Origin of the sequence: Mycobacterium novum (genome assembly GCF_010726505.1) — a bacterium.
GTDB lineage: Bacteria > Actinomycetota > Actinomycetes > Mycobacteriales > Mycobacteriaceae > Mycobacterium > Mycobacterium algericum.
Map to the genome: position 1 here is coordinate 1,293,797 of NZ_AP022562.1, position 17,232 is coordinate 1,311,028.

Sequence of the window (17,232 nt, forward strand, 5' to 3'; positions counted from 1 at the left end):
GCCCGACGCGCTACCCTTCGGCCGCCACCAAGGACCGCAGCTGTATATCGGGGTTGTCGCGTTGGAATCCTTGCAGTCGCCAGCTATTGGAGAACAACGCCAGGTGCACCCCGTCGGTGCGGGTCATGACCTCCGTCAGCGACTGCCTGTCGACGAAGTCGACGTCGCCGGGGTCTACGATCCGCGCGACCTGGTAGGCCAGCGACTCCAGCATGATCGGCGCACCGATCTCGGTGGCCATCCGGTGTGCCGCCACCTCGAACTGCATCGGGCCGACCGCGGCGAGCACCGGCGCCTGGTCGCCCCGGCGATCGGAGCGCAGCACCTGAACGACGCCCTCCTGGTCCAGCTGCTCGATGCCGCGACGGAACTGCTTGTGCTTGCTGGGGTCGGCGTTGCGGGCCACCGCGAAATGCTCGGGTGAGAAGCTCGGTATCGGCGGGTACTGTACGGGCACATCGCAATACAGCGTGTCGCCCGGGCGCAGGGCCGCGGCGTTGGCCAGCCCGATCACGTCGCCGGGCCAGGCGGTGTCCAGGGTGGCACGCTGCTGGCCGAACACCGACTGGGCGTACTTGGTCACAAACGGTTTGCCGGTCACGGCGTGGGTGAGGACGTCGCCGCGTTCGAAGGTTCCCGAGTACACCCGCGCGAAGGCGATGCGATCGCGGTGTGCGGAGTCCATGCCGGCCTGCACCTTGAAGACGAAGGCGCTGAACGGCGCGTCGGTGGCCCGCCGGTTGCCGTCCACATCGAGCGCTCCGCCGGGCGGCGGCGCCAGCTCGGTGAGCACGTCGAGCAGCTGATTCACCCCGAAGTTCAGCGCCGCCGAGGTGAACAGCACCGGTGATGCCGTGCAGTCCAGGAACGCCTCGCGGTCGAAGTCGGAACCGTCGGCGCTCAGCAGCTCGCATTCCTCGACCGCGGTGTCCCAGTCGACACCGGCCGCGCCGTGCGCGTCCTCGGCGGTGATGTGTTCCTCGGGTGCTGCGGTGGCGCCACCGGCGGTCCGGGTGAACCGGATGAAGTTCCCGGACCGGCGGTCGAGCACCCCCTGGAAGTCTCCGGCGATGCCGACCGGCCAGGTCAACGGGGTGGGGCGCAGCCCGATCCGGGTCGCGATCTCGTCCATCAGTTCCAGGGCGTGCCGGCCGGGGCGGTCCCACTTGTTGATCACGGTGATGATCGGGATCCGGCGGTGACGGCACACCTGGAACAGTTTGAGAGTTTGTGGCTCAAGGCCTTTCGCGGCGTCGATGAGCATGACCGCGGAGTCGACGGCGGTCAGCACCCGGTAGGTGTCTTCGGAGAAGTCGGCGTGGCCGGGGGTGTCGAGCAGGTTGATGACGCAGTCCTGTCCCCGTGCGGTGCGGTACCCGAACTGCAGGGCGGTCGACGTGATGGAGATGCCGCGGGCCTTCTCCATCTCCATCCAGTCCGACACGGTGGCGCGGCGGCCGGATTTGCCGTGTACCGCGCCGGCTTCGGTGATGGCCTTGGCGTGCAGCACCAGCGCCTCGGTCAGGGTGGATTTGCCGGCGTCGGGGTGGCTGATGACGGCGAAGGTTCTGCGGCGGCTGGCTTCGGAGTGCACGGCGTTGTCGGTCATGGCGGCAGAAAGTGTATGGCCGGTGGCAGGCAGATCAATAATCGGGCACGGCTGACGCCGGTCAGTACAGCGGCCCGCCGCCGAACAGTTCCCGGTGCGAGTCGGGCTGGTTGCCGTCGACGTCGGTGATGCCGTAGTCCAGTGCGGTCTCGGCGGTGATCAGGGTGTGGCCGCTGCGGACGGCGATGTCGGGATCACCCGCCAAGGCGGCGACCACTCGGCCGATGAACTCCGGCGTTTCGGCGTTGGCCAGGCCGAAGCCCTGAAAGTTGTCCAGGCCGCGGTCGATGAAGCCTTGCATGACTTCGTTCTTCACCAGGCCCGGCCACAGCGACACCGCGCTCACGCCGGTCCCGGTGAGCTCCACCGCCATATCGGCGGCCATCTTGTCCAGTCCGGCTTTGGACATGCCGTAGAGCACCGAGTGCAGGTGCCCGCGGGTGCCGAACGAGGAGATGTTGGCGATCAGGCCCGATCCGCGCGCCACCATGAGCTGCCCGGCGTGCACCGAGGCGACGTAGTGGGCGCGCAGCCCGACCCCGATCAGGGTGTCCCAGTCCGAAAGCGGGCGCTGCCAGAACTTCTCGGTGAACCCGGCGAATCCCTCGGGTGCCGCCCACACGTTGTTGACCAGCAGGTCCAGCCGGCCGTGCTGCTCGTCGGCGATACGGTCGAACAGCGCGGCGATCTGGGCGTCATCGCGGTGGTCGCACTGCACCGCGATGCCGTGCCCGCCGCGCTCGGTGACACCGGCGGCGGTCTCCGCCAGCGGGCCCTCCCTGCGGGCGGTGACATAGACCGTCCAGCCCCGCGAGCCCAGGGCCAGCGCGACGCCCTTGCCGACGCTGCGGCTGGCGCCGGTGACCAGGGCGATGCCTGCGTCGCTCATCTGGCGGCCTCCACCACGGCGTCACCGAGGGGGCGCACCAGTGACCACAGCTGGCGGAAGTGGCTGCGTGACATCTTCCAGTTCCCGTTCTCGATGACGTAGGCGTCGTCGTACTCGCCGGTGAGCAGCCGCTCGGTGCGCTCGATCAGGTTGAGCTGGCGGAACTTCAGCGTCCAGCGTCCGGTTGCCCGGCCGGGCCCGGTGATGGTGATATCCGGGTGCATCCCGTGGTGCATGTCGAAGATGACGTGTTTGCCGTCGACGGTGTGCAGCGCGATGCGGCGGAATACCTCGGCCATCTGATCGGCGTCGGTGAAACCGCCCAGCGGGCCGTAGTCGAGGTCGGCGCCCTCAGCGATGAAGCAGGCGCGGAAGGTGTCGGGGTCCTTGGCGTCGCAGGCGCGGAAGTAACGGTGTTTGAGGGCCTTGATCGCCTCGATCTGTTCGAGGGCTTCCAGTCGCTGTTCGACGGTCATCGTCTCGACGATAGTTGTCGGTACCCCGTGCCACGGTGGCGGCATGAGATACCTACGCTGCTCGCTGGCAGTGTTCGGGCTGGGCCTGGCTGTCCCGGCGGTCGCCGAGGCTCAGTCGCCGCCGCCGTGCGCGGCGTTCGACACCTGCCGCGACATGCCCAACCCGTACTACGACGGCCCGCTGATGCCGACCTGGACACACGACATTCCGGTGGTGCCCCAGGGCACCGATTACTCGGGGATGCCTGGAGTGACCGCTACCCGATCCCCAGCTTGCGCGCCAAATCCGGTCCGCCCACCTCGGCGATGAAGTCCGGATCACCGCAGACCACCAGCTGGTCGCGGGCCCGGGACAACCCGACGTAGAGGCGTTCGCGGGCCAGTTCGACCGGCCCGCTGGCGTCGACGACGAGCACGACGGCACGGCGTTCCAATCCCTTGAAACCCCGTACATGCCCGTAGAAGACCTGATCGGCGTCCCAGAAGCTGTCCCAGTAGGCCTGGTCGCCCTGCCCCTGGCGGGCAACCTGTTCGGGGTGGCGACTGCCGGTGGTCAGCAGTGCCACGTCCTCGGCACGCCAGCCGTCGTCGAGCAGTTGCTCGACTTCGTCGTCGCCGGTCTCGACGGCGGTCTCCTTGCGGCATGGCACGAACCGCACCTCCGGACCGTCGGCGCCCAGGAACCGGATCGGGTGATCAACCAGCGGCCGAAACGTCGCGGCGATCTGGCGGGTGTTGCGCAGGTTGCGATCCAACACCAGCGAGACCAGCGGCACCGGTGGAGTGCCCTGCCGGTCGAAAATCCGCTGGCCTTCGTCGCTGAACACGAACAGCCCGCCCTCCTCATCGTCACGCAGTGACGCCAGCAGCGGATCCCACCAGGCGTCGGCGAAGTCCTGCGCCTCGTCGACCACGATCGCGTCGAACCGTTGCCCGTCGTCGAGGTTCTCCGCCAGCGCGAGCATCTGCTGCGGCAGCTGCTCCTCCCAGAACGTCACCTCTTCCGCCGGGTCCGCCGGGCCGTCCGGGGCGCCCCACACCACGCCCAGCGAGTGAAACTCACCGACGTAGGCCGGCTGCTGGCGGCGCCTCCAGGACCCGGTGAGCCGCTTGAGGTAGGACGCCAAGCCGTGCGAGTAGCACAGCAGTGCAACACGTTTCCCATCAGCCGACAGCCGGCGCGCCTGTTCCACGGCCAGGTAGGTCTTCCCGCTGCCGGCACTGCCGCGCACCTGTACCCGGTTGAGCAGCCGGATAGCCTCCAGGATCACGGCCTGCTGTTCGGTGAGAGCGTCGGCGGCACTGTCGTTGGCCAACGCTCGGGCGACGACATCACGCTGCGGCAACCCCCGCCCGCCGAGCGCGGTGCGGAACTGCTCGATGCCTTCGGCGGTCAGCAGCGGCCGGTCCAGCTCCTGGCGGATCAGCACGTGGCGCAGCCGAGACACCAGTTGCGGCAGGTCATTGCGGTCGATCACCTTCCAGCGCGGGCAGTCCGGGAGTTCGAAGTCGGTCGGCAGCTCGGTGTGCGGCAACGCCACGACGTGATCCCAACGCAGCCGGTCCTGCGTCATGCGCGGGTCGTGCTCGATGTAGTCGCGCAGCGCATAACAGGCATCGCGGGCCTGGCGCACCGGATGGATACGGCATTCCTTGCCACCGCGCAGCTGGCGCCACCCGGAGCCGTCGTGCCAGACCTCGCCGCCTTTGACCTCGATGCAGATGATGCCGGCGCCCTCGATCGCCACGACGAAATCGATCTCGTGATCCTTGAGGTGGTCGGTGACGCGCTGGCCGGCCACCACGACGTCACCGTCTTGAAGTTGCTCGATCAGCGCTTGGTAGACGTGGCGCTCGGAGGGGCTGGCGAAGCGCGGATGCTCGGGCAGGGAGATTGGCACGCGGAGAAGACTGCCACGTCTATCGGTGGCAGTGTCGGCTCCCGGCGGGAATCAGCAGAACCGGCCGGCGAAGAACGCCGACGACACCAAACCGACGCACAACGCCACCGTCGTCTGGCCCATCATGCTGGCGCCGATGGTTGCGGTGGCCGCGGTGATACCCAAGGCGCTCAAGAAAGCGGTCATGGCAGCAGCTCCTGTGGTGTCCATCACATCTTATTTACTAACGTGGTCTACACCACATCATACCTCTAAGCGAAATGCCAGCCCCATCCCACGCCGCGGACAGGCTGTGCGCTTCAGCGCAGGCCGTTGACCTGCACCATCAGGCCGCCCCGGGGCTGCAGCGCCGCATAGCCGCCGGCGCGTATGCGCTGGTCAGGCAGGCTCAGCGAGGTCCTGGCCAGGATCCGGGCCGCCATCACCGTCAGCTCGGCGGTGGCGAAACTCGACCCGATGCAGCGATGCGTTCCACCGCCGAACGGCAGGAACTCATACGGGGCCGCCCGGCGATACGCCGGGAAGGAGGGGTCCCAGCGGCGCGGCTCGAAGCGCAGCGGATCGACCCACAGCTCGGGCAGCCGGTGGGTGACGTACGGGCTGAACACCAGGGTGCGGCCGGCGTGGATGCGCCGTCCGTGAAACGACAGCTCGCGGGTGACCTTGCGCGCGGAGATCACCGCCGGCGGATAGAGCCGCAGCGTCTCGTGCACGACGCCGTTGAGGTAGGTCAGGTTCTTCAGGTCGGCGGCCTCCGGGGTGCGGCCGTCGGTGACGTCGCCGACCTCGGCGGCGGCAGTCTGCCACACCCCCGGGGTGCTCAGCAGCGCATAGACCGCCCATCCCATTGCCGCACTGGTCGTTTCGTAACCGGCGGCGATCAACGAGACGATCTGGTCGCGGATCTCGTCGTCACGCAACGACTCGCCGACTTCGGTGCGCCCGCCGATCAAGGTGGCCAGCACGTTGTCGTCGGCGCTGGGATGGGTTCGGGCGCGGGCAATCTCGGCGTAGATCAGCTCGTCGACGCGGGCTCGGGCGGCCATCGCGCGCCGCCAGGCGGGCGTCTTCAACCGGGCTTCGGCCTTGAGCACCTGGGGCAGCCGCTGAGTGAGGTCCATCAGCGGCTGCAACTGTTCACCCAGGAAGTCGGCGTGGCCGGCCATCGACTGGCCGAACAGTGCTTCGATGGCGCTGCGCCGGATCGCCGAGCGCAGCTGCGCGACGATGTCGATCGTGGAGCCGGGCCGCCAGGTGTCGATGACGGCGTCGGCGTTGGCCGCCATGACCTGCAGGTAGTTGCCGAGGTGGCGGTGATGAAACGCCGGCTGGACCAGGCTGCGGCGGCGCCGGTGATCGGCCCCGTCACTGACGATCAAGGCGGTGGGGCCGTCGACGGGCACCAGCACCTGGAAGGCATCCCACCAGTTGAAGGCGTCGGAGTTGGCGAAGACGAACTTGTTGGCCTCGGCGCCGAACAGATAGACGTAGCCGTAGCGGCCGACCCCGGCGTCGACCATCGGGCCGCGGCGGCGATGCAGCGCGGCCAGCGCGTCGCCGGGTCGGTAGCGCACGGGGTGAGGCATGGCGCCGAGGGTAGAGGTTTTCCGCCGGCGCCATCGCCGACTCATCGCATCTGCACGTAGTTCTCCGGCCGGATCGTGCGCTCCCCCGACCAGCGGTAGGCGGTCATCGCCCCGCCGTCGACGGCACTGAAGTCCACGCACGCGGTGCGCTCGGTGAAGTCCTCGCCGGATTCGGGCAAACCTTGTCGCCAGTAGTGGCCGTAGAACACCGGGACGCTGTCGGTGTAGACGCACGACTGGGTGCCGTTCGCCAACACCAGTTCCGGCAGCGCCGGATAGGGTTCGCCGGTCTCGGTGGTGAAGCTGCTGCTCATTACCGCCACATCGCGCAGGGTTACCGCGCCGCTGTCCCACCAGCGCATCCGGGCCCGCTCCCGGCGGTGCCCGCCCACGTCGCGGTAGGCGGGCTGGCCGTGCTCGACCAGGCTGATCTCGGGGCCCTTGAGCAGGATCTCGATCGCGTCGTAAAGCTCATGCGCCTTGTCGTGTGCCGCCGCCAGATGATCCACATCGGCAAAGGGAGCGCTGGACCCGCAGTGCTTTTCCACCGCCGCCATCGACTCCTGGTGCCAGCAGGCGTGCACCACGCGCAGCCCGCCCAGATTCAGCCACAGCGGCATCGTGGCGAACCATTCCAGGTAGCGCCGGCGGTCTTCGCCGGTCACCTGCGCCAGGAATGCCTCGTGCTGCTCGGTGTGCTTCGCACTGTGAGTGCGCAGGTACTCTCCGCTGCCGGCAGGGTGTTCGCGGTGGTAGCCCAGCGCGTTGAATTCGTGGTTGCCCATGACGATCTGGGCGCTGCCCGCGTCGACCATGCTCTTGGCCACTTCCAGCACCCGCAGTTGCTCCGGACCGCGGTCGATGAGATCGCCAACGAACACCACTTGCCGATCCGGGCGATGATATTCCCCTGTGCCACCGGTGGTTTCGTAGCCGAGCTTGCGCAGCAACGCCTCCAGTCGGTCGGCGCAGCCGTGGACGTCACCGATGATGTCGTAACCGCGCACCGTGGCCTCTGCCATCCGGGCCTCCTATCTCCTGGTAGTTCTGATTGTTTCAGTGGGGACTGACATCGAGAACGCTGCGCCGCGGACCCGCCGACCCTAAGGTGTCAACCGTGACCGATCCCTCCGACGCGGCGCCAACCCTTGCGGCGATCCTGACCGAGCACGGCCCGGCGTCCCAGGACGACATCGCCGACCGGCTGCACGAGGCCGGGATCGCCGACCCGGACACCGTCATCGACGAGTTGCTCGATGAGTTCAGCTGCCCGGCCCGCCCGCTGCCCGATGGCCGGTGGGTGTGGTTGCCGGCGGTGCTGGCCGGGCGGGTCTTCACCCACCGGCTCACCGCCGAGGAGCTCACTCACGACTTGCTGGCGGTCAGCCCGGATCTGGATCCGATCACCGAACTGTGCGACGACGACTATCCCGAGCTTGCCGACGGCTCACCGGTATCCCTGGTGCTGCCCCGTTACGACGACGAACTGTTGGAGGAACGCGGCATCCCGCTCGAGCTCGTCGACGAGCCCGGCGCCCTACTGCTGGCACCGGGCACACTGGCCGGCTTGGGGTTGGCCGCCGGTGATCTTCTCGGAATGCGGTTGACCGACAAGGGAATCGCACTGGAGCCGGTCACCGCAACCACGGACCCGACGCTGGGCGATCGGCTGGCTGCCTTGGTCGACGTGGACGAGTCTCCGTCACGTTTCGCCGCCGTGGTGTGGGCGACCTGCGCGGTCGACCCCGCACTGTTCAACACCCCCCTGGCCCCGCTGGGTGAGATCGCCGACGCGCATGGGCTGGCCCGCAGCGGTGACTGGCTGGCTCCGGCCGGATTCGACTTCGATCGGTGGCGCTTCGAGCGCAAGTGCGCACGGCTGGCCGACGAGTACGGCCTGGATGACGACGATGCCTTCGTGCTGACCACGCTGGTCGAGATTCATGGTCAGATGGCCCGAATTTTCGACATGGCACCCGACGCCGAGGACGACGAGGAGGGGGCCGCCGACGCGCCCACCGACGCCTGGCCCGCAGACGGACCGTACGCGGACATTCTCGGCGAATTAGGTGCAGCGCTGGCGAATCCGGTGCTGGCGCTGTCCTTGATGGAAGAAGCGACCCATGAGGGCCGGCGGGGTGCCGCGGCGCTGGGCATCCTCGCCGAGTCGCTGCAGCCCAAGGTGCCGCGCTCGGCGCGGGTGGCGACCCACTGGCTGCAGGCGATGGCGTGTGAGGGGCTCGGCGACGTCGCCGGGTGCGCACGCGAGCTGTCGGCCGCCGAATCATCGGACCCGGACTGGCCACTGGCGTTACTGAGCCAGGCCCGGATCGCCTCCGACCGCGGCGACGCCGAGGCGGGTTTGGGTCTGCTACGGCGCGCCGGCGTCGGATCGGATCACCCGCTGGTGCGTCTGCTGGAACAGCACCGGGCACAGCCGCGCACTGACGTCGGCCGCAACGAGCCGTGCTGGTGCGGGTCGGGCCGCAAGTACAAGAAGTGCCACCTGGGCAATGAGCAGCTGTCGCTGACCGAGCGGGTGCGCTGGCTCTACGCCAAGGCACACCAGCAGGTGCTCGGTGGCGAGTGGGGCGAGTTGTTGATGCTGGCGGGCTACGAGCGCATCCGCTACTTCGAGGATGAGGTCGATGATCTGGTGGCGGCCGCCAAGACCGACCCGCTGGCGATCGACACCATGCTGTTCGAGGGCGGGGCGTTCGCCGAATTCCTCGAGCTGCGTGGTGAATTACTGCCCGACGACGAACGGCAGCTGGCCGAGCAGTGGCTGGGGGTGCCGCGCTCGGTGTTCGAGGTCGAGCAGGTCCGGCCCGGCCACGGCGTCACCGTGCGCGACGTACGCACCGACGAGGTTTTCGACGTCACCGAGCGGCGCCGCGCGCTGCAGTCCGGGCAGCTGATCTGCTCACGGGCGCTGCCGACCGGCGACGGTTTTGCGTTCTTCGGCGGGATCGACCCGGTGGCGCCGCAGGAGCGCGACGAGCTGCTCGCGCTGCTTGACGACGAGCCCGATCCGATGGAGCTGGTCGGCTTTCTGAGCCGATGGCTCGCACCGTCGGAGCTGGACGACGAGTACGGGGATCCGTTGGGGACAGCCCGGGCCGACTGACCTGCGGCCCGGGCCATCAGGGTCGATGTGGCCGCTGTTCGGGAATTCGCCACGCCGACGACGGTGGTGCCCGACGTCCCCGCGGGTGACTTGCCGGCTTGGGCCACTGGCGTACGCTGCGAGCATGCAGGACGAGGGTCTGGAGCCGCGGGTCGCCGCGCTCGAGGAGCAGGTGCGCGAGCTGCGCGACCGGGTCCGGGCCAGCGAGCAGGACGCGGCGGCAGCGCGCGTGCTGGCCGGCGGGGCTGATCGCGACGTCGGGGAGCTTGGCGACGAACTCCGGGACTTCCGTCAGGCCACAAATACCAGTTTCAACGCGCTGCGCGAAGACATGCTCGATATGAGGCAGGAGCTGACCGGCGGCTTCAGCGACGTGGCCACCGGCTTCGCCGAGATGCGGACCAAGTTCGACCTGACCGCCGCAGGGCAACAGCACATCGCCGAGCTGATCCAGCAGGTCATCGACAGGCAAGGCGGCGCAGCCCCGGCCTGAGACGCTACGTGCGGGCGCTCACCGAGCACCGGGTACCAGCCTGCTGATTGCCGCGAACGCCTTGTCGAGAAGTTCGTCGTTGTCATCCATCTCCAGCAGGACCGGGTCCATCTCGATGGTGCCGCGCGCATAGGGCAGCACGTCGCGCAGTTCGGCGACGCGGCCCACGAACTCGTCGATGAACCTGCGGTAGCCCTCCAGCGGAACGTCGAAGACGCGGGCGCAGTCGCGCACGACGTCGGCGTACTCCACCGGGGTATTTGTGCTGCGGCAGCTTTCGGCCAACTCCAGCAGCCGCTCGTGTAGGTCCATCAGCCGGTGCGCCGCGTGCATGATGGCGTCGGCATCGGCGCTGCGCTCGTCGGTGGGGTCTCCGAACATCCGCCGGAAGGCCGGGCTGAGCATCAGGTCCTCGATCTGGCTCAGCAGCGCCGACATCTGCTCGAGGAGACCAAACAGATACTGCCCCAGCGCAAATCCGCTGTACCTGCGGGCGTCTTTGGGTGGGGCGTAGCCGAGCTGCTGGTCGCGTAGCCGCGGTTGTAACACCGCGTACCGCTGCACCAGCACCGAGACGAAGACAGCGTAGCGCCAGCAGGCCGGCCGTTCGGCCAGCAGCGTGGTCAGACCGTCGGCCGTGTAGGCCACGGCGGCAACGTCGGCCGGGTCGCCGATCTCGCCCGGGTCCGGTTCGTCGGCGATGCGGCGCATCAACTCCGCGCCTTCGGCGCCGTAGAAGCCTCTGTTGTCGCCGCGCAGCGCCCAGCGGTGCTGCCGGTCGGCGCGTTCCCGGATCGCCTCGCGGCGCCGCGCGGCGGTGCCCCGTTGCTCCTCGAGCCACGGCGCCGCGACGTAGCCGGCGAAGGCCAGCGCGGCCAGGACGGCGACGGTGATGGCCCACCCGGTCGATCCGGCCAGCCCGACGACGAACACCGAGGCGGCGACGGGTCCGGCGCCGGACCGCAGTGCCGTGCGGGCGCGGGTTACCAACGCGTTCATGACAGGCACGCTACGAGTGGGGTGTGACACCGGGCGTCGGACATATGTCGTTGTTGCCCGGCTTCGCGCGACAACGCACGTTATGTCGTGCTAGGAGGCGGAGTCGCGGGAATACCTGGCCTCGGCCCGCCACATCTGCCTCGCCACGTTCAGCGGCATGTAGGGATTTCGGTGCCGGTGTCGGTGCTACCACGCGGCTGCAGCGTCAGCGGCGGCACCTGCTCAAGGTCGATACCGCGGTAGGCGACCTCCATTCGATGTCGAACTGGGCCAACGTCGCGGTGCAACGGCCCTCGCCTTCGCGTTGCTCGGCTATGAAAGCGCCGAAGCCGCCGATGACCGGCGTTCTTGCCGGCCGCGGCCAGTGACAGTTCGTCGTCGACGACGGCGCTGGCCAGCTGCTCATCGAGGAGCTGGCCGGGACCGTTACCGCAGTACCGCACGGCCAAGCGGCTGCCACACTGGTCGGCCGACGTGGCGCGGTCGAAGGCGGATACCGAATCAGTTGCGAGGTGCGAATATTTGAGGATGACCTCCCGCGACTGGTTTGCGAGCCTGACCGGTTTCGCCGAAGGCGATTACGAGTCCACCCAGGCCCGACTGTCCGTCGACGGTGACGAGCTCGTCTCCTCCGTCAACGGCAAACGGTATGGCATCGGCGAGCTGTCGCTACCGACGTTGGCCGACCTACGAGAGCGGGTAAGAATGGGTGACGCCGGTCGCAGCACTGTCCGCTGCCTGGTCGGTGATTCCCGCGCGCTGCACGCGGATCCGGAGTTTGCCGACGCACTGTTTCAGGTTGCCTCGCAGTTCAATCTGCTAGAGATGGTTTCCCAGCATGTCACCCCCGAGCAGGGCGTGACGCGGTACATCGACGATCCCACCCAGGGCCCGGCGTGTGCGGTCGCCGCCGGCGCCGGCACCATCTACCGCAACTATCTGGTGCCGGTCGGCGACGAGATCGGCCAGGCGCGGGACCGGCAGCTCGACACGCTGGCTGATGTCGGCGTCGCACTGTCCGAGTTGCTGTCGCGGCCGGTGACCGAGCTGTGGGAGATGCGCAACGGCTACGCGCTGTGCACCGTCGAGGGCCTGCGCGCCATCGCTGCTCTGCTGGATCAGGCCGGCGTTGATCAGCGCGATGCTTTGCGCGGCGAGTTGGCGATCGGACTGCACCGCAACGTTGAAGTCACCGACGCGACAGGCGATCCCCGTCGCTCGGTCTCGCAGGCATACTGCTCGGCGCTGCCGGTGGCCTACAGCCGCATCCCGAGCGCGCAGTGGGGGCCGTTCGCCCAGCTGGTGCTGGAGGCCGCCTACGAGGCAACGCTGCTGTCCGCGGCCGAGCAGGCCACCGCGGGCGGCTCGAGCACGGTGCTACTCACGCGAGTCGGGGGTGGTGCATTCGGTAACGCCGCTGAATGGATCGACGCCGCCATCGAGCGGGCCCTGCGGATTGTGGAGCGGGCCGGTCTGGATGTCCGGCTCGTCAGCTACGGCGGCGTGGACCCGTCGATGCAAGCGATCGCGCAGCGATGGGCCTGAATCTGCTCCGCTGGAGTCCACGATGAAGATCACCGACGCCCAGCTGCGAATCTCCGCCAGATCACCATGGCGAAAGTGAAAGATGAGCAGACCGTGGAGGACTCATCACGGTGGTCGAGGCAGTAGACACCGCCGAGGCCGGCCTGCGCGCTGCCGTCGCCGGCTGCCCGGGCAGCCGGCGACACGTGGGACGCGATCGGCGCTGCGCTCGGCACCAGCCGCCAGGCTCCCTACCAGCGGTTTGGGAAGGGCTGACCCCTTCCCACTACGCCACCGCCACACTCGACGCCTGGAATACCTCCGCCGGCATCGGCTGGTGCAGTCGCCAGGTGATCGCCATCGGCTTCTCCCCCTCATGCGAGACGTAGTCGGCCGGGCCCAGAAACACATACGGCGCGGCACCGAGTGCATTGGTTTTGGCGGCGCGCACGAACAGCAGGATGTGCGAACCGTTTTCGCGGTGGTGGATGTAGCGCTGCCCGGTCGGCGAGTTCTCCGAAGTGGTGGATTGCGACTCCCAATGGAACAGCCGGTCGCTGAGCGCGAAGTCGCGGTACATGGTGGTCGGTGAGTAGTCGGTCTCGGATTTCTTCAGCGTGATCAGGAATGCGTCGGTGTTGAGGTCGGGGCGCCACACGACTCCTTCGCGCATGGTGCTCGGAGTGCGGTTCTGGGCGGCGTAGTCCAGCGCAGCGAGGATCTCTTCACGCGAGTAGGTGGCGTGCACCTGTAACGGAACCTCTGCCAAGGACGGGACGAAGCGGCCCAAATCGTAGGTTCTGCGGCGGGCGGCGTCGAAGGCGATATCGATCACCTGGCGCATCTCGTCGCTCACGGGCTCGCCACCTAAGGCGTCGAGTCCAGCTGCAACATCAGGGAATCCGCCGCCGTTGGGGAACAGCGAATAGAACAGCATCGCGGCCAGCCGACGTTCGGCGGGACTGGCCAGGTCGGCGCTTCCATCGAGGATGGTCCGATACGTCTGCCAGCGCAGCCGGTCGTCGGCGTGGGCCAGGGCGCGGACGCGTTTGACCAGATCGGTTTCGCGGGGGCCGGGAGCAGCGGCCTGTTTGCCGGTCTCGCGACACAGTGTGGTCCAGGACCGGTTGTTCTTCAGGATGTCGGGAAGCTCGCGACCGTAAGCGTCGAGGTAGCCGGCCAGCCGGTCACCGGGGGGGGCTCGCACTTCGGAGACCAGTGCCGCCCAGCGCGGCGCCACTTGCTGTTTGATGTTGTCGAGCACCAGTTTCTGCGCGACGCGGTCGAGCACGATCTGACTGCCCGACGGCAGGAACGGAAAACCCTGCTCCACTTGGCGCTGCAGTGCTTTGCCGCCGGTTCCGGTCAGCGCCCGGAAGCGTTGGTCGAAGCGGAACTCGCGGCGCTGGTGGCCGACAAAGTCCAGTGCGGTCAGCACGGTCTTGCCATGGGTGAGCCGCAGCCCGCGCCCGAGCTGTTGCAGAAAGACGGTGGCACTTTCAGTGGGCCGCAAGAACAGCACGGTGTCGACCTCGGGAATATCCAGGCCCTCGTTGAACAGGTCGACGGCGAAGATGATGTTGATGTCGCGGTTGCGCAGCGCCGCCAGGGCGGAGCGACGCTCGTCGGCGGGCGTCTCGGCTGAGACCGCCAGCGCAGGAATGCCCGCGTCGTTGAAGCTGTCGGCCATGTAGCGGGCGTGGTCGACGCTGACGCAGAATCCCAACGCGCGCATGGCCGCAACGTCACCGACTTTGTCGCGCAGTTGTTTGAGCACGATGCGGGTGCGGGCGTCGTTTCCGGTGTAGATCCCGCTGAGGGCAGCCAGGTCGTACCCGCCACGCTTCCACTGCACCGCTTCGAGGTCGGTGTCGTCGTGGATGCCGAAGTAATGAAACGGACACAGCAGGCTCTGTTCCAGGGCTTCCCATAGTCGCAGTTCGGCAGCGATACGGCCCTCGAAGAACGCCCGCACGTCGACACCGTCGGCGCGTTCGGGGGTGGCGGTGAGCCCAAGCAACTCAATCGGTTGTACATGGCCGAGCAGTCGGCGATAGGAGGCGGCTTCGGCGTGGTGGAACTCGTCGACTACGACGACGTCGAAGTGGTCGGGGGCGATGTCGGCCAGCCGGTTCGCCGACAGCGATTGGATGCTGGCGAACACGTGTCGCCACTTGGTCGGCTGCTGGCCGTCGACGAGCAGTTCACCGAAGGTGGCGTCGGTGACGACCTCCCGGTACATGCGCTGAGCTTGGCCGAGGATCTCCTTGCGGTGCGCGACAAACAGCAAGGTCAAGTCGCGGCCATGGACCTCGCGGGCCAGCCGGCGGTAGTCCAGGGCGGCCATCACGGTCTTGCCGGTGCCGGTGGCGGCGACGATCAGGTTGCGGTGCCGATCATGCAAGGTGCGTTCGGCGTCGAGTTGTTCCAGCATCTCGGCTTGAAACGGTTTGGGACGTACCTCCAGACCGGACAAAGTGACGGCCAGTGAGTCACGTTGGCGCTCCCCGGATGCGTTCTGCAGGGCTTGGCGGAGCCGTTCACCGTCCTGGTCGGGGCGATACGGCTCGAAATCACGGTTTTCCCAGTAGGAATCGAACGTCGCCCGGAATTTCTCCAGCAGGTGCGGCGTGCCGATCGCCGACAGCCGCACGTTCCATTCCAGGCCGTCGACCAGGGCAGCGTGCGACAGGTTGCTGGAGCCGACGTAAGCGGTGTGAAAGCCGGTATTGCGGCGCAGCAGCCACGCCTTGGCGTGCAGGCGGGTGATGGTGGTGTCGTAGTTGACCCGCACCTCGGCGCCGAACTCGTTCACCAGGGCATCCAGCGCACGGGCGTCGGTAGCGCCCAGGTAGGTGGTGGTGATGACCCGCAACGGAATGTCGCGTTCACGCAGCTCGGTGAGTTCCTTTTCGAACAGCCGCAGGCCCTGCCATTTGACGAACGCGCACAGCAGATCCACCCGATCCGCGCTGGCCAGCTCGGCGCGCAGCTCGGCCGCCAAGGTCGGCTCACCACGGCCATTGGTCATCAGCGCGGCATCCGAGAACGGGGTGGCCGGGCGAGGGAGTCTGTTGTCGGCCAGGGCCTTAGCGCGACGCACCTCGTCGAGGCGGGTGATCTTGCCAGGGTCGTCCGTGCGCAGGGCGGCGCCGTCGGTGACGGTATCCGGTAGCAACTCCAGGATGCGGTGGGTCAAGTCGACGCGGTCTTCGACGGTGCGGGCCGAGCGCAACGACCGCTCGATGATCGGCGCCAAGTAGCGGGTGATCGTCAGCGCCTGCTCGGCGTCATCGACCGTAGCGAAGTCGGGGCGCAGGTCGGCGTGACGGGCCAGCTGGGTGTGCAGGTGCTCGGTGAGTAGGGATTCGTAGACGCCGGGGTCCATGGCCGGCAGGGTAGCCGATGGAGCCGACATCCATCGGTGGGACGCTACGGCTCAATGCCGATCTCCTCATCCAGTTTCCGCAGCTCATCGAACGCGCGCCGCTGTTGGTCGTGACGGTCCCTCCGGAAGGCCAGCACATCGGTGGCCGACAGCCGGGTATGCGAGCCGACCTTGTGAGCCGGCAGCTTCTGCTCGGCGACCAATTTCATCAGAGTCGGCCTGGAGATGCCGAGCATCTTGGCAGCTGTGGTGGTGGTCAACTCCCGTGGCAACGGTTGGATGGTGATCGTGGAGCCGCGACTCAGCCCGCCAAGGATGTCGCGCATGAGTCCGGCAAGCGCTGTCGGCATCGGCATCAACTGCCCGCCGGCGGGTCCGACCGCAAACTCGATCTCGGTGGCGGCCGATCCCGCTTTGGCAACCGAACTGCACACGGTGCGCGCTTCGGCGATCTCCGCCTCGTCGATGGTCAGGCTCGTCCGGCGGGCCTGTTCCTGTGCAACGCCCATCTTCTCCCGCCTCCGACTGCATGCTCCCGCCAGAATAGACGTTTTCACTTATAAGTGCAATGCATCGAAGTGTCGCTGGCCGCGGCCGCCGCCGATGATCTGAACATGGTGCGCCGGATTCGGGCGGCATTCGAGCCGGGGCCCTCGAGACCCAGCTGATCGAGTTGACCGCCGGGCTGCTGGCCGCCCGCGGTGCAGTTTCGGTCGGCCAACTCGCCACCGAGGTGCATCCACTGCTCGGTCACCGCTGGCGGATAGGTGGGAATCCGCTGACCATCGACGACGTGCGCAGGCAGATCTATTCGCAGTGCGCAATTATGTCCGGGCTGGATCTGATCGATACCAGTGATTGGAGAGTCTGGGCCGTCGGCCCGTCCGCCCGGTCGCTGCTGCCGGGCATCGATGTGTTGGCGGAATATCTCGCCAACCAGTGAGGCCGCCGGTGCGTTGGCTGTGAACGGCAGGGCCTTTCATCGCGCACCGTCACCGATGGATCCGTGGGATCGAGCTGGTCGATCCAATGGTTCTGTCGATCCTGGACGCCATAGTCATCACCTCGCAGGTAGTCGTAGTTCTTCGGTTGCAGCGCGTTAACGCCCGTCCAGCGCGCCGCCCAGCCCGGCACCGAGGCTGGAGGGATCAGCTCTCGCTCCAGCCCTCAGCGAGTTTCTCCCGAATCAGCCGATCGAACTCCGCCAGTGCGCCGCTGCCGACGCGGCGTTTACCCAGCG

General features: G+C 67.7%; 14 protein-coding genes and 1 pseudogene. 5 read left to right on the plus strand and 10 right to left on the minus strand.

The annotated features are described in order from the left end of the window. Window positions 1-10 precede the first annotated feature (10 nt). From G6N19_RS05960 to G6N19_RS05985, 7 genes are all read right to left on the minus strand, one after another. Complete coding sequence (locus G6N19_RS05960) at window positions 11-1,609, minus strand: peptide chain release factor 3 (RefSeq protein WP_193465962.1); 1,599 nt, start codon at window positions 1,607-1,609, stop codon at window positions 11-13. A gap of 61 nt (window positions 1,610-1,670) precedes the next feature. Continuing rightward, the gene (locus tag G6N19_RS05965) at window positions 1,671-2,498 is read right to left on the minus strand and encodes an SDR family NAD(P)-dependent oxidoreductase (protein WP_193465963.1); all 828 of its coding nucleotides are present in this window, start codon (window positions 2,496-2,498) and stop codon (window positions 1,671-1,673) included. Beyond that, window positions 2,495-2,974: a nuclear transport factor 2 family protein gene (locus tag G6N19_RS05970; protein ID WP_013827579.1), complete on the minus strand. Its 480-nt coding sequence runs from the start codon at window positions 2,972-2,974 to the stop codon at window positions 2,495-2,497. The genes G6N19_RS05965 and G6N19_RS05970 overlap by 4 nt, the downstream gene beginning before the upstream one ends. Before the next feature lie 257 nt (window positions 2,975-3,231). Further along, a complete protein-coding gene (locus G6N19_RS05975; RefSeq protein ID WP_193465964.1) occupies window positions 3,232-4,875 on the minus strand; it encodes an NERD domain-containing protein in 1,644 nt (547 codons plus the stop codon). Between the two features lie 51 nt (window positions 4,876-4,926). Next, the gene (locus G6N19_RS21535; RefSeq protein ID WP_013827576.1) at window positions 4,927-5,061 is read right to left on the minus strand and encodes a hypothetical protein; all 135 of its coding nucleotides are present in this window, start codon (window positions 5,059-5,061) and stop codon (window positions 4,927-4,929) included. Between the two features lie 113 nt (window positions 5,062-5,174). Further along, window positions 5,175-6,461 carry a cytochrome P450 gene (locus G6N19_RS05980; RefSeq protein ID WP_232062533.1) on the minus strand — a complete coding sequence of 429 codons (1,287 nt, stop codon included), beginning with the start codon at window positions 6,459-6,461 and terminating at the stop codon, window positions 5,175-5,177. Window positions 6,462-6,502: 41 nt separating this feature from the next. Continuing rightward, window positions 6,503-7,483, minus strand: a complete 981-nt coding sequence (locus G6N19_RS05985; protein ID WP_193465965.1) for a metallophosphoesterase — start codon at window positions 7,481-7,483, stop codon at window positions 6,503-6,505. Between the two features lie 95 nt (window positions 7,484-7,578). On the opposite strand from G6N19_RS05985, the gene G6N19_RS05990 reads away from it, so the two are divergent. Further along, window positions 7,579-9,588 carry an SEC-C domain-containing protein gene (locus G6N19_RS05990; RefSeq protein WP_193465966.1) on the plus strand — a complete coding sequence of 670 codons (2,010 nt, stop codon included), beginning with the start codon at window positions 7,579-7,581 and terminating at the stop codon, window positions 9,586-9,588. A gap of 124 nt (window positions 9,589-9,712) precedes the next feature. Then, window positions 9,713-10,081, plus strand: a complete 369-nt coding sequence (locus G6N19_RS05995; protein ID WP_193465967.1) for a hypothetical protein — start codon at window positions 9,713-9,715, stop codon at window positions 10,079-10,081. Between the two features lie 18 nt (window positions 10,082-10,099). On the opposite strand, the gene G6N19_RS06000 is transcribed toward G6N19_RS05995, so the two are convergent. After that, window positions 10,100-11,080, minus strand: a complete 981-nt coding sequence (locus tag G6N19_RS06000; RefSeq protein WP_193465968.1) for a hypothetical protein — start codon at window positions 11,078-11,080, stop codon at window positions 10,100-10,102. 528 nt (window positions 11,081-11,608) lie between these two features. Between G6N19_RS06000 and G6N19_RS06005 the strand changes: the two genes are divergently transcribed. Next, window positions 11,609-12,625 carry a hypothetical protein gene (locus G6N19_RS06005; RefSeq protein WP_193465969.1) on the plus strand — a complete coding sequence of 339 codons (1,017 nt, stop codon included), beginning with the start codon at window positions 11,609-11,611 and terminating at the stop codon, window positions 12,623-12,625. A gap of 101 nt (window positions 12,626-12,726) precedes the next feature. Then, a pseudogene (locus G6N19_RS21145) lies at window positions 12,727-12,880 on the plus strand (hypothetical protein); the annotation flags it as partial. Window positions 12,881-12,890: 10 nt separating this feature from the next. Here the strand turns inward: G6N19_RS21145 and G6N19_RS06010 are convergent. Both G6N19_RS06010 and G6N19_RS06015 read right to left on the minus strand, forming a co-directional pair. Further along, window positions 12,891-15,992 carry a DUF3427 domain-containing protein gene (locus G6N19_RS06010; RefSeq protein ID WP_193465970.1) on the minus strand — a complete coding sequence of 1,034 codons (3,102 nt, stop codon included), beginning with the start codon at window positions 15,990-15,992 and terminating at the stop codon, window positions 12,891-12,893. A 44-nt stretch (window positions 15,993-16,036) separates the two neighbouring features. Further along, window positions 16,037-16,501 carry a helix-turn-helix domain-containing protein gene (locus G6N19_RS06015; RefSeq protein WP_193465971.1) on the minus strand — a complete coding sequence of 155 codons (465 nt, stop codon included), beginning with the start codon at window positions 16,499-16,501 and terminating at the stop codon, window positions 16,037-16,039. A gap of 164 nt (window positions 16,502-16,665) precedes the next feature. Between G6N19_RS06015 and G6N19_RS06020 the strand changes: the two genes are divergently transcribed. Next, window positions 16,666-16,935 (plus strand): hypothetical protein, encoded by a 270-nt coding sequence (locus G6N19_RS06020; RefSeq protein ID WP_193465972.1) that lies wholly within the window; start codon window positions 16,666-16,668, stop codon window positions 16,933-16,935. Window positions 16,936-17,232: the final 297 nt, after the last annotated feature.

Excerpts from the sequence above, each read along its gene's own strand:
- G6N19_RS05960 (WP_193465962.1), bottom strand. The coding sequence starts at position 1,609 with ATGACCGACAACGCCGTGCACTCCGAAGCCAGCCGCCGCAGAACCTTC.
- G6N19_RS05965 (WP_193465963.1), bottom strand. The coding sequence starts at position 2,498 with ATGAGCGACGCAGGCATCGCCCTGGTCACCGGCGCCAGCCGCAGCGTC.
- G6N19_RS05970 (WP_013827579.1), bottom strand. The coding sequence starts at position 2,974 with ATGACCGTCGAACAGCGACTGGAAGCCCTCGAACAGATCGAGGCGATC.
- G6N19_RS21535 (WP_013827576.1), bottom strand. The coding sequence starts at position 5,061 with ATGACCGCTTTCTTGAGCGCCTTGGGTATCACCGCGGCCACCGCAACC.
- G6N19_RS05980 (WP_232062533.1), bottom strand. The coding sequence starts at position 6,461 with ATGCCTCACCCCGTGCGCTACCGACCCGGCGACGCGCTGGCCGCGCTG.
- G6N19_RS05985 (WP_193465965.1), bottom strand. The coding sequence starts at position 7,483 with ATGGCAGAGGCCACGGTGCGCGGTTACGACATCATCGGTGACGTCCAC.
- G6N19_RS05995 (WP_193465967.1), top strand. The coding sequence starts at position 9,713 with ATGCAGGACGAGGGTCTGGAGCCGCGGGTCGCCGCGCTCGAGGAGCAG.
- G6N19_RS06000 (WP_193465968.1), bottom strand. The coding sequence starts at position 11,080 with ATGAACGCGTTGGTAACCCGCGCCCGCACGGCACTGCGGTCCGGCGCC.
- G6N19_RS06005 (WP_193465969.1), top strand. The coding sequence starts at position 11,609 with ATGACCTCCCGCGACTGGTTTGCGAGCCTGACCGGTTTCGCCGAAGGC.
- G6N19_RS06010 (WP_193465970.1), bottom strand. The coding sequence starts at position 15,992 with ATGGACCCCGGCGTCTACGAATCCCTACTCACCGAGCACCTGCACACC.
- G6N19_RS06015 (WP_193465971.1), bottom strand. The coding sequence starts at position 16,501 with ATGGGCGTTGCACAGGAACAGGCCCGCCGGACGAGCCTGACCATCGAC.